At 74.6% G+C, this 14,912-nt stretch carries 13 protein-coding genes; all 13 read right to left on the bottom strand.

The window, feature by feature from the left end; all coding sequences use genetic code 11:
- Positions 1 to 7 precede the first annotated feature (7 nt).
- Positions 8 to 1,087, bottom strand: a complete 1,080-nt coding sequence (locus tag OG455_RS15675; protein ID WP_266300812.1) for an ABC transporter substrate-binding protein — start codon at positions 1,085 to 1,087, stop codon at positions 8 to 10.
- A gap of 56 nt (positions 1,088 to 1,143) precedes the next feature.
- Entirely contained in the window at positions 1,144 to 1,701 is a 558-nt protein-coding gene (cysC, locus tag OG455_RS15670; RefSeq protein WP_266294134.1) for an adenylyl-sulfate kinase, read from the bottom strand.
- Between the two features lie 52 nt (positions 1,702 to 1,753).
- Complete coding sequence (locus tag OG455_RS15665) at positions 1,754 to 2,998, bottom strand: acetyl-CoA carboxylase biotin carboxylase subunit family protein (protein WP_266294132.1); 1,245 nt, start codon at positions 2,996 to 2,998, stop codon at positions 1,754 to 1,756.
- Positions 2,995 to 4,266, bottom strand: coding sequence for an ATP-grasp domain-containing protein (locus tag OG455_RS15660; RefSeq protein ID WP_266294130.1), 1,272 nt, complete (start codon positions 4,264 to 4,266; stop codon positions 2,995 to 2,997). Before OG455_RS15660 ends, OG455_RS15665 begins: the two co-directional genes overlap by 4 nt.
- Before the next feature lie 3 nt (positions 4,267 to 4,269).
- Positions 4,270 to 4,665 carry a cupin domain-containing protein gene (locus tag OG455_RS15655; RefSeq protein WP_266294128.1) on the bottom strand — a complete coding sequence of 132 codons (396 nt, stop codon included), beginning with the start codon at positions 4,663 to 4,665 and terminating at the stop codon, positions 4,270 to 4,272.
- Entirely contained in the window at positions 4,658 to 6,856 is a 2,199-nt protein-coding gene (locus OG455_RS15650) for an FAD-dependent oxidoreductase (RefSeq protein WP_266294127.1), read from the bottom strand. Before OG455_RS15650 ends, OG455_RS15655 begins: the two co-directional genes overlap by 8 nt.
- Positions 6,849 to 8,438 carry a class I tRNA ligase family protein gene (locus OG455_RS15645; RefSeq protein ID WP_266294125.1) on the bottom strand — a complete coding sequence of 530 codons (1,590 nt, stop codon included), beginning with the start codon at positions 8,436 to 8,438 and terminating at the stop codon, positions 6,849 to 6,851. Before OG455_RS15645 ends, OG455_RS15650 begins: the two co-directional genes overlap by 8 nt.
- 26 nt (positions 8,439 to 8,464) lie before the next feature.
- Entirely contained in the window at positions 8,465 to 8,824 is a 360-nt protein-coding gene (locus OG455_RS15640; protein ID WP_266294123.1) for a cupin domain-containing protein, read from the bottom strand.
- A gap of 7 nt (positions 8,825 to 8,831) precedes the next feature.
- Positions 8,832 to 10,292 carry a lysine N(6)-hydroxylase/L-ornithine N(5)-oxygenase family protein gene (locus OG455_RS15635; RefSeq protein WP_266294121.1) on the bottom strand — a complete coding sequence of 487 codons (1,461 nt, stop codon included), beginning with the start codon at positions 10,290 to 10,292 and terminating at the stop codon, positions 8,832 to 8,834.
- Positions 10,289 to 11,122, bottom strand: coding sequence for a dimethylargininase (gene ddaH / locus OG455_RS15630; protein ID WP_266294119.1), 834 nt, complete (start codon positions 11,120 to 11,122; stop codon positions 10,289 to 10,291). Before ddaH ends, OG455_RS15635 begins: the two co-directional genes overlap by 4 nt.
- Before the next feature lie 81 nt (positions 11,123 to 11,203).
- Complete coding sequence (gene cysN / locus OG455_RS15625; protein WP_266294117.1) at positions 11,204 to 13,099, bottom strand: sulfate adenylyltransferase subunit CysN; 1,896 nt, start codon at positions 13,097 to 13,099, stop codon at positions 11,204 to 11,206.
- Positions 13,099 to 14,001, bottom strand: a complete 903-nt coding sequence (cysD, locus tag OG455_RS15620) for a sulfate adenylyltransferase subunit CysD (RefSeq protein ID WP_266294115.1) — start codon at positions 13,999 to 14,001, stop codon at positions 13,099 to 13,101. Before cysD ends, cysN begins: the two co-directional genes overlap by 1 nt.
- Entirely contained in the window at positions 14,002 to 14,811 is an 810-nt protein-coding gene (locus OG455_RS15615) for a 3'(2'),5'-bisphosphate nucleotidase CysQ (RefSeq protein WP_266294113.1), read from the bottom strand.
- Positions 14,812 to 14,912: the final 101 nt, after the last annotated feature.

Here is a 14,912-nt window from a genome sequence, read left to right as displayed (position 1 = left end):
CCTTTCGTTACTGGGTGCCGAGGCCGGCGGCGGTGACGCCCGGCCGGTGCTCGGCGGCGAGCACCTGGTTGAGCGGGGCCAGGTCGTAGATGCCGGCCAGGTCGGGCGGGTCGAGCAGGCCGGCGGTCACCGCGTGCGCGGCCTGCGCCCTGAGGGTGGCGGCGAGCGGGTCGTCGGTGACGGTGAAGGCGGACCAGGCCCGCTCCAGCACGGCGGGGGGCAGCGCCTTGCCGGTCAGCGCTCGGAGCGCGGCGCCGGCCTGCTGCTTCGCCTCGTCCGGGTGGGCGCCGATCCACGCGTTGGTCTCCACCGAGGCGGTCAGCACCGCGCGCACCACGTCCGGGTGGGCGCGCAGGAAGGCCGGCGAGACGACCACGTTGGTCGACACGAACGCGCCGTCCGGCCAGAGCGAGCGCTCGTCCACCAGCACCTTGGCGCCCTCGGCGACCAGTTGGGAGGCGACCGGCTCCGGGACCCAGGCGGCGTCCAGCCGACCGGCGGCGTAGGCCGCGGGGGTCAGCGCGTTGTCGGTGCGGACCACCGAGACATCGCCCCGGCCGGTCCTGGGGTCCTCCCGGAACCCGTGTGCGGACAGGAAGTCGAGCAGCGCGACGTCCTGGGTGTTGCCCAGCTGCGGGGTGGCGACCTGCTTGCCCCGCAGGTCGGCCACGTCGCTGATCCGGGCCGGGTTGACCACGAGTTCGGCACCCCCGGAGGTGGCGCCGGAGATGATCCGCAGCGCCTGTCCGCCGGACTTGGCCCAGCCGTTGACCGCCGGTGCCGGGCCGATCCAGCCGATGTCGATGGCACCGGAGTTGAGCGCCTCGATCTCGGCCGGTCCGGCGTTGAAGACCTGGGTGCGCAGCCGGGTGCCGCCCAGGGCCCGGGCGAACCGCCCGTCCCAGGTACCGATCAGCGCGGTGGCGTGGGTGAGGTTGGCGAAGTAGCCGATCCGGACGGTGCCCGCGGAGAGCTCGGCGCCGCTCGCGGCCGGGCCGGGCGCACCGGCGCCGTAGCGGGTGGGCGCCTTGGAGCCGTAGCCGCAGCCGGTCAGCAGGGCGAGGGCGGCGGCGAGGGCGATGGCCAGCGCGGTGACGAGGGCGGGGTGGTGGTGCGGGCGGTGGTGCGGGCGGTGGGTGGTGGTCACAGCAGGCCCCTCTCCAGCAGGGCGGCGCGCAGCGCGGCCACCGACTCCTCGACGGACTGCAGATGGGTCTCCAGCCGCAGGTCGGCGGTGACGGGCGGTTCGTACGGCGCGTCGATGCCGACCAGGCCCTTGAGCATGCCGTCGGCGTGCCGGGCGTACAGGCCCTGCACGTCGCGTTCCGCGCAGACCGCCAGCGGCGCGGCCACGTGCACCTCCAGGAAGCAGACGCCACCCACCGCGTGGCCCCGGGCCACCGCCGCCCGGTCCTCGGCGTAGGGGGCGAGGACCGGGACCAGCACCAGGACGCCGTTGCGGGCCAGCACCTGGGCAGCCCGGCCGATCCGCCGCACGCTGGTGCCGCGGTCCGCGCGTGACAGGCCCAGGCCGGCCGGCAGGAAGCGGCGGGCCTGGTCGGTGTCCAGCACCTCGACCCGCCGGCCCCGCCGGGCCAGGTCGTCCGCCAGCGTGCCGGCCACCGTGGACTTCCCGGCGCTGGGCAGCCCGGTCAGCCACACCGTCGCTCCCGGCGGCCGGGGCCATCGGCTGTCACGCACCTCGCCTCACCTCCTCCTCGTCCTTCCCGGTCGCGACCCTTCTGGCGGCCCGTCAGCTCGGTGCGGCGGTGACCCGGAAGTCCCGGGCGGTGGCCGTGATGGCCTCGGCCAGCTCCGCGCTGCTCGTGCCGCGGAACCGGAAGCGGCCCCCGACGTGCTCGTAGTACGCGTCGGCCGCCGGGATCACCTCGCCCGGCCGCAGCAGTGACTCCGCGTACGGGCCGGGCACCCGGCCGACCATCGGGGTGACCTCCAGCACCCGGCAGGGCCGCGCCGCCGGGGCGCCGACCAGCAGCCAGCCGGCCAGCTCGCCGGTCGGCGCGGGAGCGCCGCTGGACGCGGGGGGTGCGCCCAGTGCGATCCGGAAGGCCGCCTCCATCAGGTCGTAACCGTGCACGTCGCGCCAGAGGAAGGGGATCTCCGCGCCGCCGACCCGGGCCCCGATCTCCAGGAAGCTGCAGACCGGGCGGCCTGGCCGGCCTGGCGCCGGGCGCTCGACGAAGACCTCCAGGTGGAAGACGAGCGGCCCGGCGGACAGCGCGCGCACCACCTGCTCGGTGAACTCGGCGATCGCGGCGTTGACTTCGGGATCGTCCTCCTCCACCGAGCCGAGGTACTGGCCGCTGCGGAAGTCCAGGCAGGTGTGCAGGTAGCGGGAGGCCCGGCAGGGTCCGAGGGCCCGGCCGTCGAAGACCCCGTCCACGTGGTAGATCTGGTGCGGGACGAACTCCTGCACCAGAAGCGGCACTTGGTCGTCGAAGGCGATCGCCTGGGCCTGCTCGGGGCCGGCCACCTTGCGCACGCCCTCGCTGGAGCTGCCGACCCGCGGCTTGACGATCACCGGCCAGCCGAACTTCTCGCCGAAGCCGGCCACCTCCTCCGCGCTCTGCACCGAGGCGAACTCCGGTACCGCCAGGCCGTGTTCGAGCACGGCCGTGGCCATTACCAGCTTGTCCCGGAACGGCAGCAGCTGCTCGGGCAGCTGTCCGGGCCACCCGTGCTCGGCGCGCAGCTGGGCGGCCACCGACAGGTCGTCCTCCTTGAGCGCGACCACCGCGTGCTGCGGGCCGTGCCGCCGGGCCAACTGCTCGACGGCCGGGCGGACCTGGGCCAGATCGTCGGTCGCGGTCACCAGCACGGTCTCCACGGCGCCGGGCGGCACCGCGGCGACACCGACCTCGGTGGTGATGTAACTGACCCTGGTCCGCCCGTGGTCCAGGTAGCGCGCGTAGTCGGCGTACCGGTCCCGCCAGCGGTGGATGACGGTGATGTGGCCGCCGGGGTCGAGAGGCGTCATGAGGCGTGCCCGGGGGTCGGCTCCGCCAGTCGGTAGAAGCCGGGCCCGTCAAGGTACTTGATGGTGTTGAGGTCGCGCAGCAGCACGTCCGGCACCGGGTGGGCCAGGCCGATGGTGACCGGCCAGGTCATGTCGTCCACGGTGCGCCGCAGCCGACCGCCGACCGGTACCAGCAGCCGGGTGTCGTGGTGGCTCTCCAACTGCTCGACCACCGGCAGCAGCGGGTAGCCGGCCAGCGTGCCCTCGAACGGGGCGGCCAGCGTGGCGATGCCCACGTGCGAGTGGATCCGGTAGCTCTGGCCGACCTGCTCGTGGAAGCGCTCGGGGCGCGCGTAGGCGTCGACCACCCAGTCCAGCTGGGACTGGCCGGTGCCCACCCGGGCGTAGTACGGCTTGTCCAGGCCGGACAGCCGGGCGCCCACCTCCACCAGGCAGGGGCCGTCCGGAGTCAGCTTGATCTCGAAGTGGCCCGGCCCGTGCCGGATCCCGAGCGCGTCGAGCACCTCGAAGGCGTAGGGCACCAGTTGGTCCTGGACCTCGCCGTGCCGGGGCAGCAGGTAGGCACCGGCGATCAGGTCCCGCACGCCGTTGGTGTCGACCTTGGTGTACTTCCAGATGTCGGTCACCTGGTGGCGGCCGTCGCGGCTGACCGTGTTCACCACGTACTCGCCGCCGAACAGGTACTCCTGGGCGACGGCGGCGCCGTTGGCGCCGCCGAAGATGGTCTCCTTGGTGAGGATCGCCCGATAGGCCGCCAGCGCGGCGGCCGGCTCGTCGCAGAAGGCCACCCCGTCACCGGCCGCGCTGCGCAGCGGCTTGACCACCACCCGCCCGCCGATCTCCCGGTGCCAGGAGGCGAGTTCGGCCTCGTTGGTGACCAGCAGCTGGCGGGCGGCGCGCAGCCCGGCGCGCCGGACCGTCTCGATCTGGACGTGCTTGTCCCGGCGGGCCGGGCTCAGCGCGGTGCCGTTGGTCGGCAGGCCGAGCTCCTCGCTCAGCCGGTCGGCCAGCTCCACCCCGAGCTCGCCGGCGGCCAGCACGGCGACCGGCTCGTGCTTGGCCACCGCGCGCAGCGTCTCCGCCAGGTCGCCGAGGTGGACGATGTTGTCGATGAAGTCCTCGGTGACGTGGCCCGCGCTGTAGACCAGCGGCGGGGTGGCGGTGCTCTGCACCCGCACCGTGGCGAAGCCGGCCCGGTGGAACTCCGGGGCCAGCCTGCGGGTGGACATGTAGGTGTCGACGATGACGACGGTTCCCGCGGTGGTCATGGCTCAGGCCTCCTGAGCGGGCTCGCCGACCGGGCGGGGCCGGTGGTGGGCGTAGAACTTCTTGGTCGGCTCCAGCACCTCCCAGGTGCCCACGAAGCCCGCGGGCACCGTGATGCAGTCGCCGGAGCTGAAGGTGCGGGCCCGCCCGGCGCTGTCGGTGATCACGACCTTGCCGTAGAGCATGTAGTAGAACTCGTCCTCCACGTACTGGGCGTGGAACTTGCCGGGGCCGCTCTCCCAGATGCCGGTGATGAAGCCCGAGTCGGCGCTGGTGAAGTGGAGCGAGTCGGTGATGCCCAGCTCGCCGGAGATCACCTTCTCCGGGCCCATCACCACGTGCTCGACGGTGGCCGGGGTGACACCCATGATGGCGATGCTGTCGATCGAGATCTCAGTCATGGTCGGTCCCTTCTGCGATGTGGCCGCCCGCGGTCGCGAGCGGCGGTCGAGCGGTGCGCACCGGCCGGCCGGTGCGCAGCTGCTGGGCGGCCAGGGCCGCCCGGTGGCCCGCGGCGGGCCCGGTCTTGAAGCCCCCGCCGGAGAATCCGCAGGCCACGACGGTGCGCGGAGTCCCGGGAACCACTCCGAGGGCCGGTCCCGCGGGCGGGTAGAGGTCGGTCCCGTACGCGCCGGTGCGGAAGGCCGCCTCGGCGAGGAAGGGCAGGCGCAGGGCGGTGCCGGCGCGGATCGCCGCGACCTGCGCCGGGGTGAGCGCACGGCCCGAGCGCTCGGGGACCTCCCACTCCGGGACCGGGCAGCCGGCCAGGAAGGCGTCCGCGCCGTCGGGGCGGCCCCAGACGCCGCTCACCAGGTCGACCAGGGTGGGCAGGGTGTGCCCGCCGCGGTCGAAGATCCCGTAGCGGATCCGCCTGGTGCGGGCGCCGGCCAACTCGGGCAGGCGGTCGCCGAGCAGGGCGGGGGTCGCGCAGCCGGTGGCCAGCAGTACGACGTCGGCGCGCAGCGGCGGCCGGTCGGTGGCGGTGGTGCCGCCGGTGCCGGTGCCGGTGCCGGTGCCGCTGCTGCCGCTGCCGGTGGTGCTGGCGGCAGCGCTGGTGGCAGCGGTGGTGGCGGTGCTGGTGGCGGCCGTGGCCGGGCGCAGCTCGGCCGTGCCGTCCGGGCCGGCCGCCAGGGCGCCGAGCTCCCAGTCGAGCAGCGCCGTCGCCCCGGCCCGCCCGGCCTTGTCCAGCAGCACCGCGAGCGCCACCGCCGCGACGGCGTAGCCGCCGTGCGGCTCCCAGACCGCCCCGGCCAGGCCGCGGCCGTCCAACTCGGGCCAGCGGTGGCTCAGTTCCGCTGGGTCCAGCAGCTCGGCGGCCAACCGCGCCCGGGTCAGCGCGCGCACGCCGGCCTCGGCGTCGGCCAGGTGCTCGGGGCCGAGCAGGGTCAGCGCGCCGGTGCGCCGGAAGCCGTAGCGGCCCGCGTCCGCCCGGCCCCAGAGCCGGCGGAACGAATCGATCGCCAACTCCCTTGCCCCAGAGCCAGGTTCGAAGGCACGGAGCAGCGCGCCGGAGACCGCGCTCGCCGAGCCACCGAGCCGCCCGCCGTCCAGCAGCACCACCCGGGAGCCCGCACGCGCCGCCTCCAGCGCCGCGGCCCGCCCGACGATCCCGGCGCCCACCACGGCCACGTCGTAGCGCTCGTCGGCCGTCACGGGAGCGGCGGCCGGGCGGACCGGCACCACCTCCCAGCCCTGGCCGCCGGTGGCGCCGAGCGGATCGCCCACCGTGTCGAACCGCTCGGCCGGCTCGCCGCGGACCTGCGCGAGCAGCTCCGCGCCGCGCCGCCCCGGGTGCTTGGCCAGGGCCGAGGCGAGTGCGGCGAAGGCGGCGGTCACCCTGCTCTGCGGGCCGCCCGCGATCCGGGCCACCAGGGCGCCGTGCGCGGCCGGGCCGGCCAGTCCGGCGAACTCGGGCACGTCGCAGTCGTCGCTCACCACCACCAGGCCGCCGTCCGGGGCGGGCCCGTGGCGCCGCAGCATGGCGGCCACCCGGTGGTGTTCGCCGCAGTACACCCGCGCGGTGCCCGCCGGGGTGTCGAGCGCCGGGCCGCCGTGCCCCGCCGCGGTGCCGTCGTGCACGGCGACGGCCCGCTCGCCGCCCGCCGCCGTGAGCAGCTCGGCCAGCCGCCGGCCGTAGCCCGTGGCGTCGTGCACCACCGCCAGCCGCCGCTGCCCGGCGCGCCGGCAGGCGCGGACGATCGCCGCCGCCTGCCCCGCGTCGTCGGGGCAGAAGCGCAGGGCCGCTCCGGCGTGCGGCTTCAGCAGGCCGTGGGCGGTGGCCAGCGGCAGCAGCACCGGCAGCCCGGCGGCGCGGTAGACGGGCAGCGCCAGGGCTGCCCCGGTGCTGTTGAAGTGGCCGAGCACGGCGGCGAACCGGCCCTCGCCGACCACCCGCCGGGCGATCCGGGCGGCCCGCTCGGCCTCGCCCCGGTCGTCGATCGGCTCCCAGCGGACGGGGTAGCCGCGCACCGCCAGCGCACCCGCGGTGAGCAGCTCGCCCCACTGCGCGCGCGGCCCGCTGAACGGGCCGACCACGGCGACGGTGGGCTGCCCGGCCTCGGGCGGCGCCTGCCCGGGCAGCCGGTCAGACATCGGCGCCGGCTCCGAAGACGGGCCCGTCCGGGGTGAACAGCTTGGTCCCCGGGGCCGGGGCGGTCAGCGCGGCGGCGTCCACCGGGCGGCCCGGGTCGGCCGACAGCAGCGCGGCCAGCCGCTCCGCGCCGGCCGGCAGCACCGGAGCGGCCCAGGCCGCGAGCGCCGAGGCGGCGGCCAACTGCGCTGCCAGCGCGGCCCGTCGGGCGGCCGGGTCGGGCTCGTGCGCCTGGACATGGCCGAAGTCGCGCACGCAGCGCACCGCCTCGTCCAGCAGGTCGAGCGCCCGCCGCGGGTCGAACCCCCGCACCGAGTAGGCCTCGCGCAGCTCGTCGGCGGTCCGCTCCAGGCGGCCCCGCAGCAACTCCCAGGCCGGCCCGGCCGGCTGCTCCGCGGGCGCCACCGAGTCGCACTCCTGCCTGACGGCCGCCAGCAGGCGGCGCAGCCAGCCGTTCCACTCGCGGTCCAGGTGCCGGCGGGCCTGCTCCAGGTCGCCGTGCTCGAAGCTGCTCTGGCGGCCGTTGGGGCGGTCCCGCAGCAGCTGGTAGCGCAACGTGTCGGAGTCGTGCTCGGCCAGCGCGTCCAGCGCCCAGACGGCGTGCCGGCGGCTGGTGGAGAACTTCTTGCCCGCCAGCCGGTAGAACTCGTTGACCACGAAGGCGCTCGGCAGCGGCAGTTGCCCGTCCCAGGCCATGAACAGGCTCGGGAAGAGCACCGCGTGGAAGTAGCCGTTGTCGAAGCCGAAGAACTGCACCGGCCCGCGCTGCGGCCGCTCGCCCGCCGGGTCGTACTCCAGCAGGTAGCCGGGGGCCATCTCGAACCAGACGTAGATCCGCTGGTCGGTGAAGCCCGGCACCGGCACCGGCACGCCCCAGTCGCCCGGGTGGCTGACCGCGATCTCCGGCAGGCCGGCGGCCGCCATCGTCTCGCAGAGCGCCCGCAGGTGCGGCGGCATGTCGACCTCGGCCCAGAACGCGGCCAGGCGCTCGGCGAACGGCGCCAGCGGCAGGAAGAGCCGGGTCTGCTCGCGCGGCACGGCCGCGCTCCCGCACACCACGCAGTGCGGATCGCCCAGGTCGCCGCACTCGTTGGGCCGTCCGCACGGCTCGCAGGCGTTGCCGTTGGAGCTCTCGCCGCAGTGCGGGCAGGAGCCGACCAGGTAGGCCTCGTAGAGCCAGCGCCCGCAGGGCTCGCAGTAGGGCAGCGGGCGGGTGCGCGGCACGATCGCGCCCTGCCGGTGCAGTTCGGCGAAGAAGCGCTGGACGAAGTCGGTGTAGCCGGGCTGCTCGCGCGGCAGCACCACGGTGTCGAAGTCGATGCCGGCGGCCGTCCAGGCGGCCCGGATCCGCTCGCCGTAGCCGTCGGCCACCTGCGCCCCGGTGCGCTCGCTGAGCAGCCCGCGCACCGGGACGTAGCTCTGGTGGTCGTCCAGCCCGGTGGTCATCCGCACCGGGGTGCCCTCGGCGGCCAGGAAGCGGCGCAGCACGTCCACCGCGAGGTAGGGGCCGGCCAGGTGGCCCAGGTGCAGGTCGCCGTTGGGGGTGGGCGGGGTGGCGGTGAGCCAGGTCGGCGCCGCTGTCATGCCTGCTCCTGTCACGCCTGGCCCCGTCACGCCTGCCCCCCGCCCGGCTGCTCGTGCAGCGGCCAGTAGCAGGAGACCCAGCTCAGCGTCTGCGCCGCCTCGTTGAGCACCACGTGCTCCTTGTTGCGCGGGATGATGATCACGTCGCCGGGTCCCGCGGTGCACCGCTCGCCGCCGATGTCGACCGTGCCGGTGCCGGTGAGCATGATCATCACCTCGTCCTGGTCGTGGCAGTCGGGTGCGGACCTGCCGTTGGCGGGCAGGTAGCAGGCCATCGCGCCGAACGGCGGCTCCTCGCCCTGCCCGGCCCAGGGCACGAGGCGCTGGCAGGCCATGCCGAACTCGCTCTCGGCGTTCGCCTGCGCCATGGTGAACTTGGTGATCACGGCTGACTCACTTCCTGGTCTCGGTCGGTACCGGGCCGATCAGTTGGCGCTCGGCCTGCCGTTCGGCGGTGCCGTCGGCCGGCAGGTCCGCGGCGGCGCGCTCCAGCACCGAGTCGAGGATCTCCCCGGCCCGCACCGCCGCGTTGGAGAGCAGCGAGGAGGTGATCCCGTGGGTGTGCTCGGTGCCGCCGCACAGGTAGACCCCGCCGCGCACCCGGGGGTCGGTGGCCACCCGGTAGTCGCGGTCCACCACCAGACGGTCCCGCTCGTCGGTCCACAGCAGTGCTCCGACCTCGCCGAGCAGGGTGCGCGGGTCGGTCGAGCGGTAGCCGGTGGCGCACACCAGCAGGTCGGCCTCCAGGGCCTGGGTCGCGCCGGTGGGCGCGTGCCGGACCGTCACCTCCACGCCCTTGCCCCGCGGTACCGCGCCGACCAGCGAGGTCATGTTGAGCAGCCGCAGCCGGCGCTCGTTGCGGACCTTCTCCTGGTACCAGCTGCCGTAGAGGCCCTCGATCAGGTCCACGTCCACCACCGAGTAGTTGGTGTTGGCGTGGTAGCGCATCAGCTCGGACTTGGCGTCCTCGGGGGCGTGGTAGAAGTCGTCCACCGCGGCCGGGTCGAAGATCCGGTTGGCCAGCGGGCTGTCGTCGCTCTGGCTGTAGCCGTAGCGGGCGAAGACCGCGCAGACCTCGGCGTCGGGGAAGGCGCGGTAGAGGTAGTCGGTGACCTCCGCCGCGCTCTGGCCGGCGCCGAGCACCACGAAGCGGCGCGGCGCGGTGCCCGCCAGTTCGCCGATCCGGTTCAGCAGCACCGAGCTGTGCCAGACGCGGTCCGAGGGCTGCAGCCCCTCCGGCAGCCGCGGGTCCAGGCCGGGGGCCAGGATCAGGTTGCGGGCGGCCCTGACGACCAGTTCACCGGTGTGCCGCTCCCGCGCGACGACCTCGAAGTGGGTGACCGTCCCGGCCACCTCGACGGGGCGGGCCGAGACGACCTCGTGGTCGTAGCGCACCAGGTGGCCCAACTGCTCGGCGCACCAGCGCAGGTAGTCGTGGAACTCGACCCGGGTGGGGTAGAGCATCTTGTGGTTGATGAAGTCGACCAGCCGGTCCTTGGCGTGCAGGTAGGCCAGGAAGCCGAAGCCGCTGGACGGGTTGCGCATGGTGGCCAGGTCCTTGAGGAAGGAGACCTGCATGGTCGCCCCCTCCAGCAGCATCCCCGGGTGCCAGCTGAAGGCCGGTTTCTGCTCCAGGAACTCCGTCTCCAGGCGCCGGGCGCCCGGCCGCGCGTTGTGTTCGGCGGCCGCGATCGCCACCGCCAGGTTCGAGGGGCCGAACCCGATGCCGAGCAGGTCGAGGACCGACCCACCGGGCTGCGGCGCGGCCGGCTCGCCGTTCGTCCGCGCGTCCGCCCGGGGGGTCGGCGGGGTGTCGAGCGGGGTGCTCAGCGGAGCGTTCACCGGGGCGTTCACCGGCGCAGTTCCAGCGTGCAGCACTTCGCGCTGCCACCGGCCTTGAGCAGCTCGGTCATCTCGACGCCGATCGGCTCGAAGCCGCGCTCGCGCAGCCGGGCCGCCAGGTCCGCGGCGGCCTGCGGCAGCACCACGTGCCGGCCGTCGCTGACCGCGTTGAGGCCGAAGACCCCCGCGTCGGCGGCGGTGGCCAGGATCGCGTCCGGGTACAGCTCCTGGAGCACGGCCCGGCTCTCGGCGCTGAACGCCTCGGGGTAGTACATGACCTCGTCGTCGTCGAGCACGGCCAGCGCGGTGTCCAGGTGGTAGAACTGCGCGTTGACCAGGGTCAGTCCGACCACCGGCAGCTGGAACAGCTTCTCGACCTCGGTGTGCGACTCGGGGTCCGAGCGGAACCCGGAGCCGGCCAGGATGCGTTCGCCGGCCTGCAGGTAGTCGCCCTCGCCCTCGTTGACGCACTCCGCCTGCACCACCTCGGTGTAGCCCCGCGCCTCGAACCAGTCGAGGTAGGCGGCCGACTCGCCGGTGCGCTGCGGGTGGCGGAACCGCGCCACCATCGCGGTGTCGCCGCGGACGATGGCGCCGTTCGCGGCGAAGACCATGTCGGGCAGCCCCGGCACCGGCTCCAGCACCTCGACCGAGTGGCCCAGCTCCCGCAGCACCGCGCGCAGCCGCTCCCACTGGGCCGTCGCACGGCTGTTGGAGGTGGGCAGCTCGGGGTTCATCCACGGGTTGATCGAGTAGTTGACGTCGTAGTAGGTCGGCCGGCACATCAGGTACTGCCGGATCCGGGCCCGGCGCTCACCGGGCTGCCCCGCGTGCGATTGCATGACTTCTCCGTCTGTTGTGAAGGCTGGTGTGACCAGGCCCTGACTGGCAGGGCGGGTGGGGGATGGCCGGTTGACGGCGACTCAGCTGAGCACGCCCATGGCGCGCAGCCGCCGCACGATCAACTGGGCCGCCGCCTCGGGCTGGTGCGCCGAGGTGTCGATCCAGACGTCCGGGCGCTCGGGGGGCTCGTAGGGCGAGTCGATGCCGGTGAAGTCGCTGATCTGCCCCTGCCGGGCCCGGCGGTAGAGCCCCTTGGGGTCGCGCTGCTCGGCGACGGCGAGCGGGGTGTCCACGAACACCTCGCAGAACTCCCCGTCCTCGACCATCCGGCGGGCCATGTTCCGCTCCGCCCGGAACGGCGAGATGAAGGAGACCAGCACGATCAGCCCGGCGTCCACCATCAGCGCGGCCACCTCCGCGACCCGGCGGATGTTCTCCACCCGGTCGGCCTCGGTGAAGCCCAGGTCGCGGTTGAGGCCGTGCCGGACGTTGTCGCCGTCCAGCAGGTAGGTGCGCTTGCCCAGGCCGTGCAGGTGGCGCTCCAGGGCGTTGGCGATGGTGGACTTGCCGGCACCGGAGAGCCCGGTCAGCCAGACCACGCACGGCCGCTGGCCGCTGAGCCGCGCCCGGGCCCGCTTGTCCACGTCCACCGCCTGCCAGTGCAGGTTGGCGGCCTGCCGCAGCGGGCCGTCCAGCAGCACCGCGCCGACCGTGGCCTGCGACTCGGGGTCGATCAGCAGCAGGCCGCCGGTGTCGCGGTTGGCCCGGTACGGGTCGAAGGCCACCGGCCGCTCCAGCGCCAGCTCGCCGACCCCGATCTCGTTCAGCGCCAGCTGCTCGGCGGGCCGCTGCTCCAGGGTGTTGACGTCGACGGTGTACCGCAGCCCGGTCACCGTCCCGCCGACCACCCGGGTGCCGGCCTTGACCAGGTAGCGGCGGCCGGGGGTGAGCGGCTGCTCGTCCAGCCAGATCAGGTGGGCCTCGAAGCGGTCGGCCACCTGGGCCGGGGAGTCGGCGGCGCAGAGCAGGTCGCCGCGGCTCACGTCGACCTTCTCGGCCAGCGTGACGGTCACCGACTGGCCGGCCACCGCCTCGTCCAGGTCGCCGTCCCAGGTGACGATCCGGGCGATCCGCGCCTCCTGCCCCGAGGGCAGCACCCGCACCCGGTCGCCGGGGCGGACGCTGCCGCCGGCCACCTGGCCCGCGTAGCCGCGGAAGTCCGCGCTCGGCCGGCTGGCCCGCTGCACCGGGAGCCGGAAGGCCCTCGGGTCGGCGGCGGTACCGGGCAGCGGCATCGTCTCCAGGTGCTCCAGCAGCGAGGGCCCGGAGTACCAGGGGGTGTGCGGGCTGGGCGCGGTGACGTTGTCGCCGCGCAGCGCCGAGAGCGGGATGCAGGTCACCCCGGTCAGCCCCAGGCCCGCGGCGAAGGCGCGGTACTCCGCGCTGATCCGCTCGAAGACCTCGCGCGAGTAGTCCACCGCGTCCAGCTTGTTGACCGCGAGGACCACCTGCTCGATGCCCAGCAGGTGCACCAGGAAGCTGTGCCGGCGGGTCTGCGTGAGCAGGCCCTTGGCGGCGTCCACCAGGATCACCGCGACGTCCGCGGTGGAGGCGCCGGTGACCATGTTGCGGGTGTACTGCTCGTGGCCCGGAGTGTCGGCGACCACGAAGCGCCGCCGCGCGGTGGCGAAGTAGCGGTATGCGACGTCGATGGTGATGCCCTGCTCGCGCTCGGCCAGCAGCCCGTCCACCAGCAGGGCCAGGTCGGGCTCGCCGTCCGTGGTGCCCGAGCGCAGCGAGTCGGCCGCCAGCGCGGCGCTCTGGTCCTCCAGCACCAGCCCCGCCTCGTGCAGCAGCCGGCCGATCAGGGTGCTCTTGCCGTCGTCCACGCTGCCGCAGGTCAGGAAGCGCAGCTGGCCGACGTCCCGCTGGGCGAGCAGGTACTCCTCGACGTCCGCGGTGAGGTCCGGCGTCATCAGAAGTAGCCCTCCTGCTTCTTGCGCTCCATGGCGCCCGCGGTGTCGTGGTCGATCGCCCGCCCCTGCCGTTCGGAGGTGCGGGCCGTCATCACCTCGCGCAGGATCGCCGGGACGGTGTCGGCGGTGCTCTCGATCGCGCCGGTCAGCGGGTAGCAGCCGAGGGTGCGGAAGCGCACCTGCCGCTGCTGGGGCCGCTCGCCGGGGGCGAGCCGGAAGCGCTCGTCGTCGACCATCAGCAGCATCCCGTCGCGCTCCACCACCGGGCGCCGGGCGGCCAGGTAGAGCGGGACGATCGGGATCTTCTCCAGGTAGATGTAGTGCCAGACGTCCAGCTCGGTCCAGTTGGAGAGCGGGAAGACCCGCACCGACTCGCCGCCGGAGCGCCTGGCGTTGTAGAGGTGCCACAACTCGGGGCGCTGGCGCCGGGGATCCCACTGGTGCTGCGCGGAGCGCATCGAGAAGACCCGCTCCTTGGCCCGGGACTTCTCCTCGTCCCGGCGGGCCCCGCCGAGCGCGACGTCGAACCGGTGGGCGTCCAGCGCCTGCCGCAGCCCCTGGGTCTTCCACAGGTCGGTGTGCTGGGAGGCGCCGTGGTCGAAGGGGTTGATGCCCTTGGCGCGCGCCTCGGGGTTCTGGTGGACGATCAGGTCGAGCCCCAGCTCGGCGGCCGTCCGGTCGCGGAAGTCGATCATCTCCCGGAACTTCCAGGTGGTGTCGACGTGCAGCAGCGGCAGTGGCGGCCTGGCCGGGTAGAAGGCCTTCATGGTCAGGTGCAGCAGGACCGAGCTGTCCTTGCCGATCGAGTAGAGCAGGACCGGGCGTTCGCTCTCGGCGACCGCCTCCCGGATGATGTGGATGCTCTCCGACTCGAGCCGTTCCAGGTACGACAGCGAGCGCATCTAATGGCCTCCCTTGTCGGATAACCGCGTCTCCTGCGTGATCGCCGCGAGCAGCCGGGCGGCCAACTTCGGTCGGCAGACCACCAGATCGGGCAGGTAGGGGTCGGGCTGGTTGTAGCGCAGCGGCTCGCCGGTCAGGCGCGAGGCGTGCAGGCCGGCGGCGAGGGCGACGCCGACCGGGGCGGCCGAGTCCCACTCGAACTGGCCGCCCGCGTGCAGGTAGGCGTCGGCCTCGCCGCGCAGCACGGCCATGGTCTTGGCCCCGGCGGAGCCCATCGGGACGAGCTCGGCGCCGAGTTGCCGGGCCACCCGGACAGCCACCTCCGGGGGCCGGCTGCGGCTCACCAGGATCCGCGGCACGCCGGGTCGGCGGGCCGGCAGGGCGGGCGGCGCGGCTCCGGCGTAGGTGGCGCTGGCGTAGGTGGCGCCGGAGGCGGGCAGGCAGACCGCGGAAGCGGCGGGGACGCCGTCCACCACCAGGCAGATGTGCACCGCCCAGTCGTCGCGCCCCTCGGAGTACTCCCTGGTGCCGTCCAGCGGGTCGACCACCCAGACCCGGCGCTGCGCCACCCGGGCCGGGTCGGCGGCGCCCTCCTCGGAGAGCAGCGCGTCGGCCGGGCGCTGCTCGCGCAGCACCCCGGCGATCCAGTGGTGCGCGGCGGCGTCGCCGGCGGCGCCCAGGGCCCGGCCGGTCAGGGTGCTCTGCGCGCGGGTCCGCAGCAGGAGGTCGCCGGCGCCCTGGGCGAGTCGGACCGCCAGGCTGTCGTCGCCAGCTCTGGGCTGCGGCGGGTCGGCGTCGGGAACGGGCATCGTGTCACTCCGTGGGTCGTCGAGAGGGGTCGCCGGGGGTCGCGGGGGGCCGCGGGGCAGGTGTGGTGCTGGGGTACGGGCGGTGCGGCCGGGTGCGGGCC

Source organism: Kitasatospora sp. NBC_01287 (assembly GCF_026340565.1).
In the GTDB taxonomy this organism is placed as follows: Bacteria; Actinomycetota; Actinomycetes; order Streptomycetales; family Streptomycetaceae; genus Kitasatospora.
The sequence above is the reverse complement of the archived record's forward strand: the minus strand, read 5'-3'. Positions and strand labels throughout refer to the sequence as shown.

Coding starts and splice junctions, on each gene's coding strand:
- OG455_RS15665 (WP_266294132.1), bottom strand. CDS start 2,998: ATGACGCCTCTCGACCCCGGCGGCCACATCACCGTCATCCACCGCTGG.
- OG455_RS15660 (WP_266294130.1), bottom strand. CDS start 4,266: ATGACCACCGCGGGAACCGTCGTCATCGTCGACACCTACATGTCCACC.
- OG455_RS15655 (WP_266294128.1), bottom strand. CDS start 4,665: ATGACTGAGATCTCGATCGACAGCATCGCCATCATGGGTGTCACCCCG.
- OG455_RS15650 (WP_266294127.1), bottom strand. CDS start 6,856: ATGTCTGACCGGCTGCCCGGGCAGGCGCCGCCCGAGGCCGGGCAGCCC.
- OG455_RS15645 (WP_266294125.1), bottom strand. CDS start 8,438: ATGACAGCGGCGCCGACCTGGCTCACCGCCACCCCGCCCACCCCCAAC.
- ddaH (WP_266294119.1), bottom strand. CDS start 11,122: ATGCAATCGCACGCGGGGCAGCCCGGTGAGCGCCGGGCCCGGATCCGG.
- cysN (WP_266294117.1), bottom strand. CDS start 13,099: ATGACGCCGGACCTCACCGCGGACGTCGAGGAGTACCTGCTCGCCCAG.
- cysD (WP_266294115.1), bottom strand. CDS start 14,001: ATGCGCTCGCTGTCGTACCTGGAACGGCTCGAGTCGGAGAGCATCCAC.
- OG455_RS15615 (WP_266294113.1), bottom strand. CDS start 14,811: ATGCCCGTTCCCGACGCCGACCCGCCGCAGCCCAGAGCTGGCGACGAC.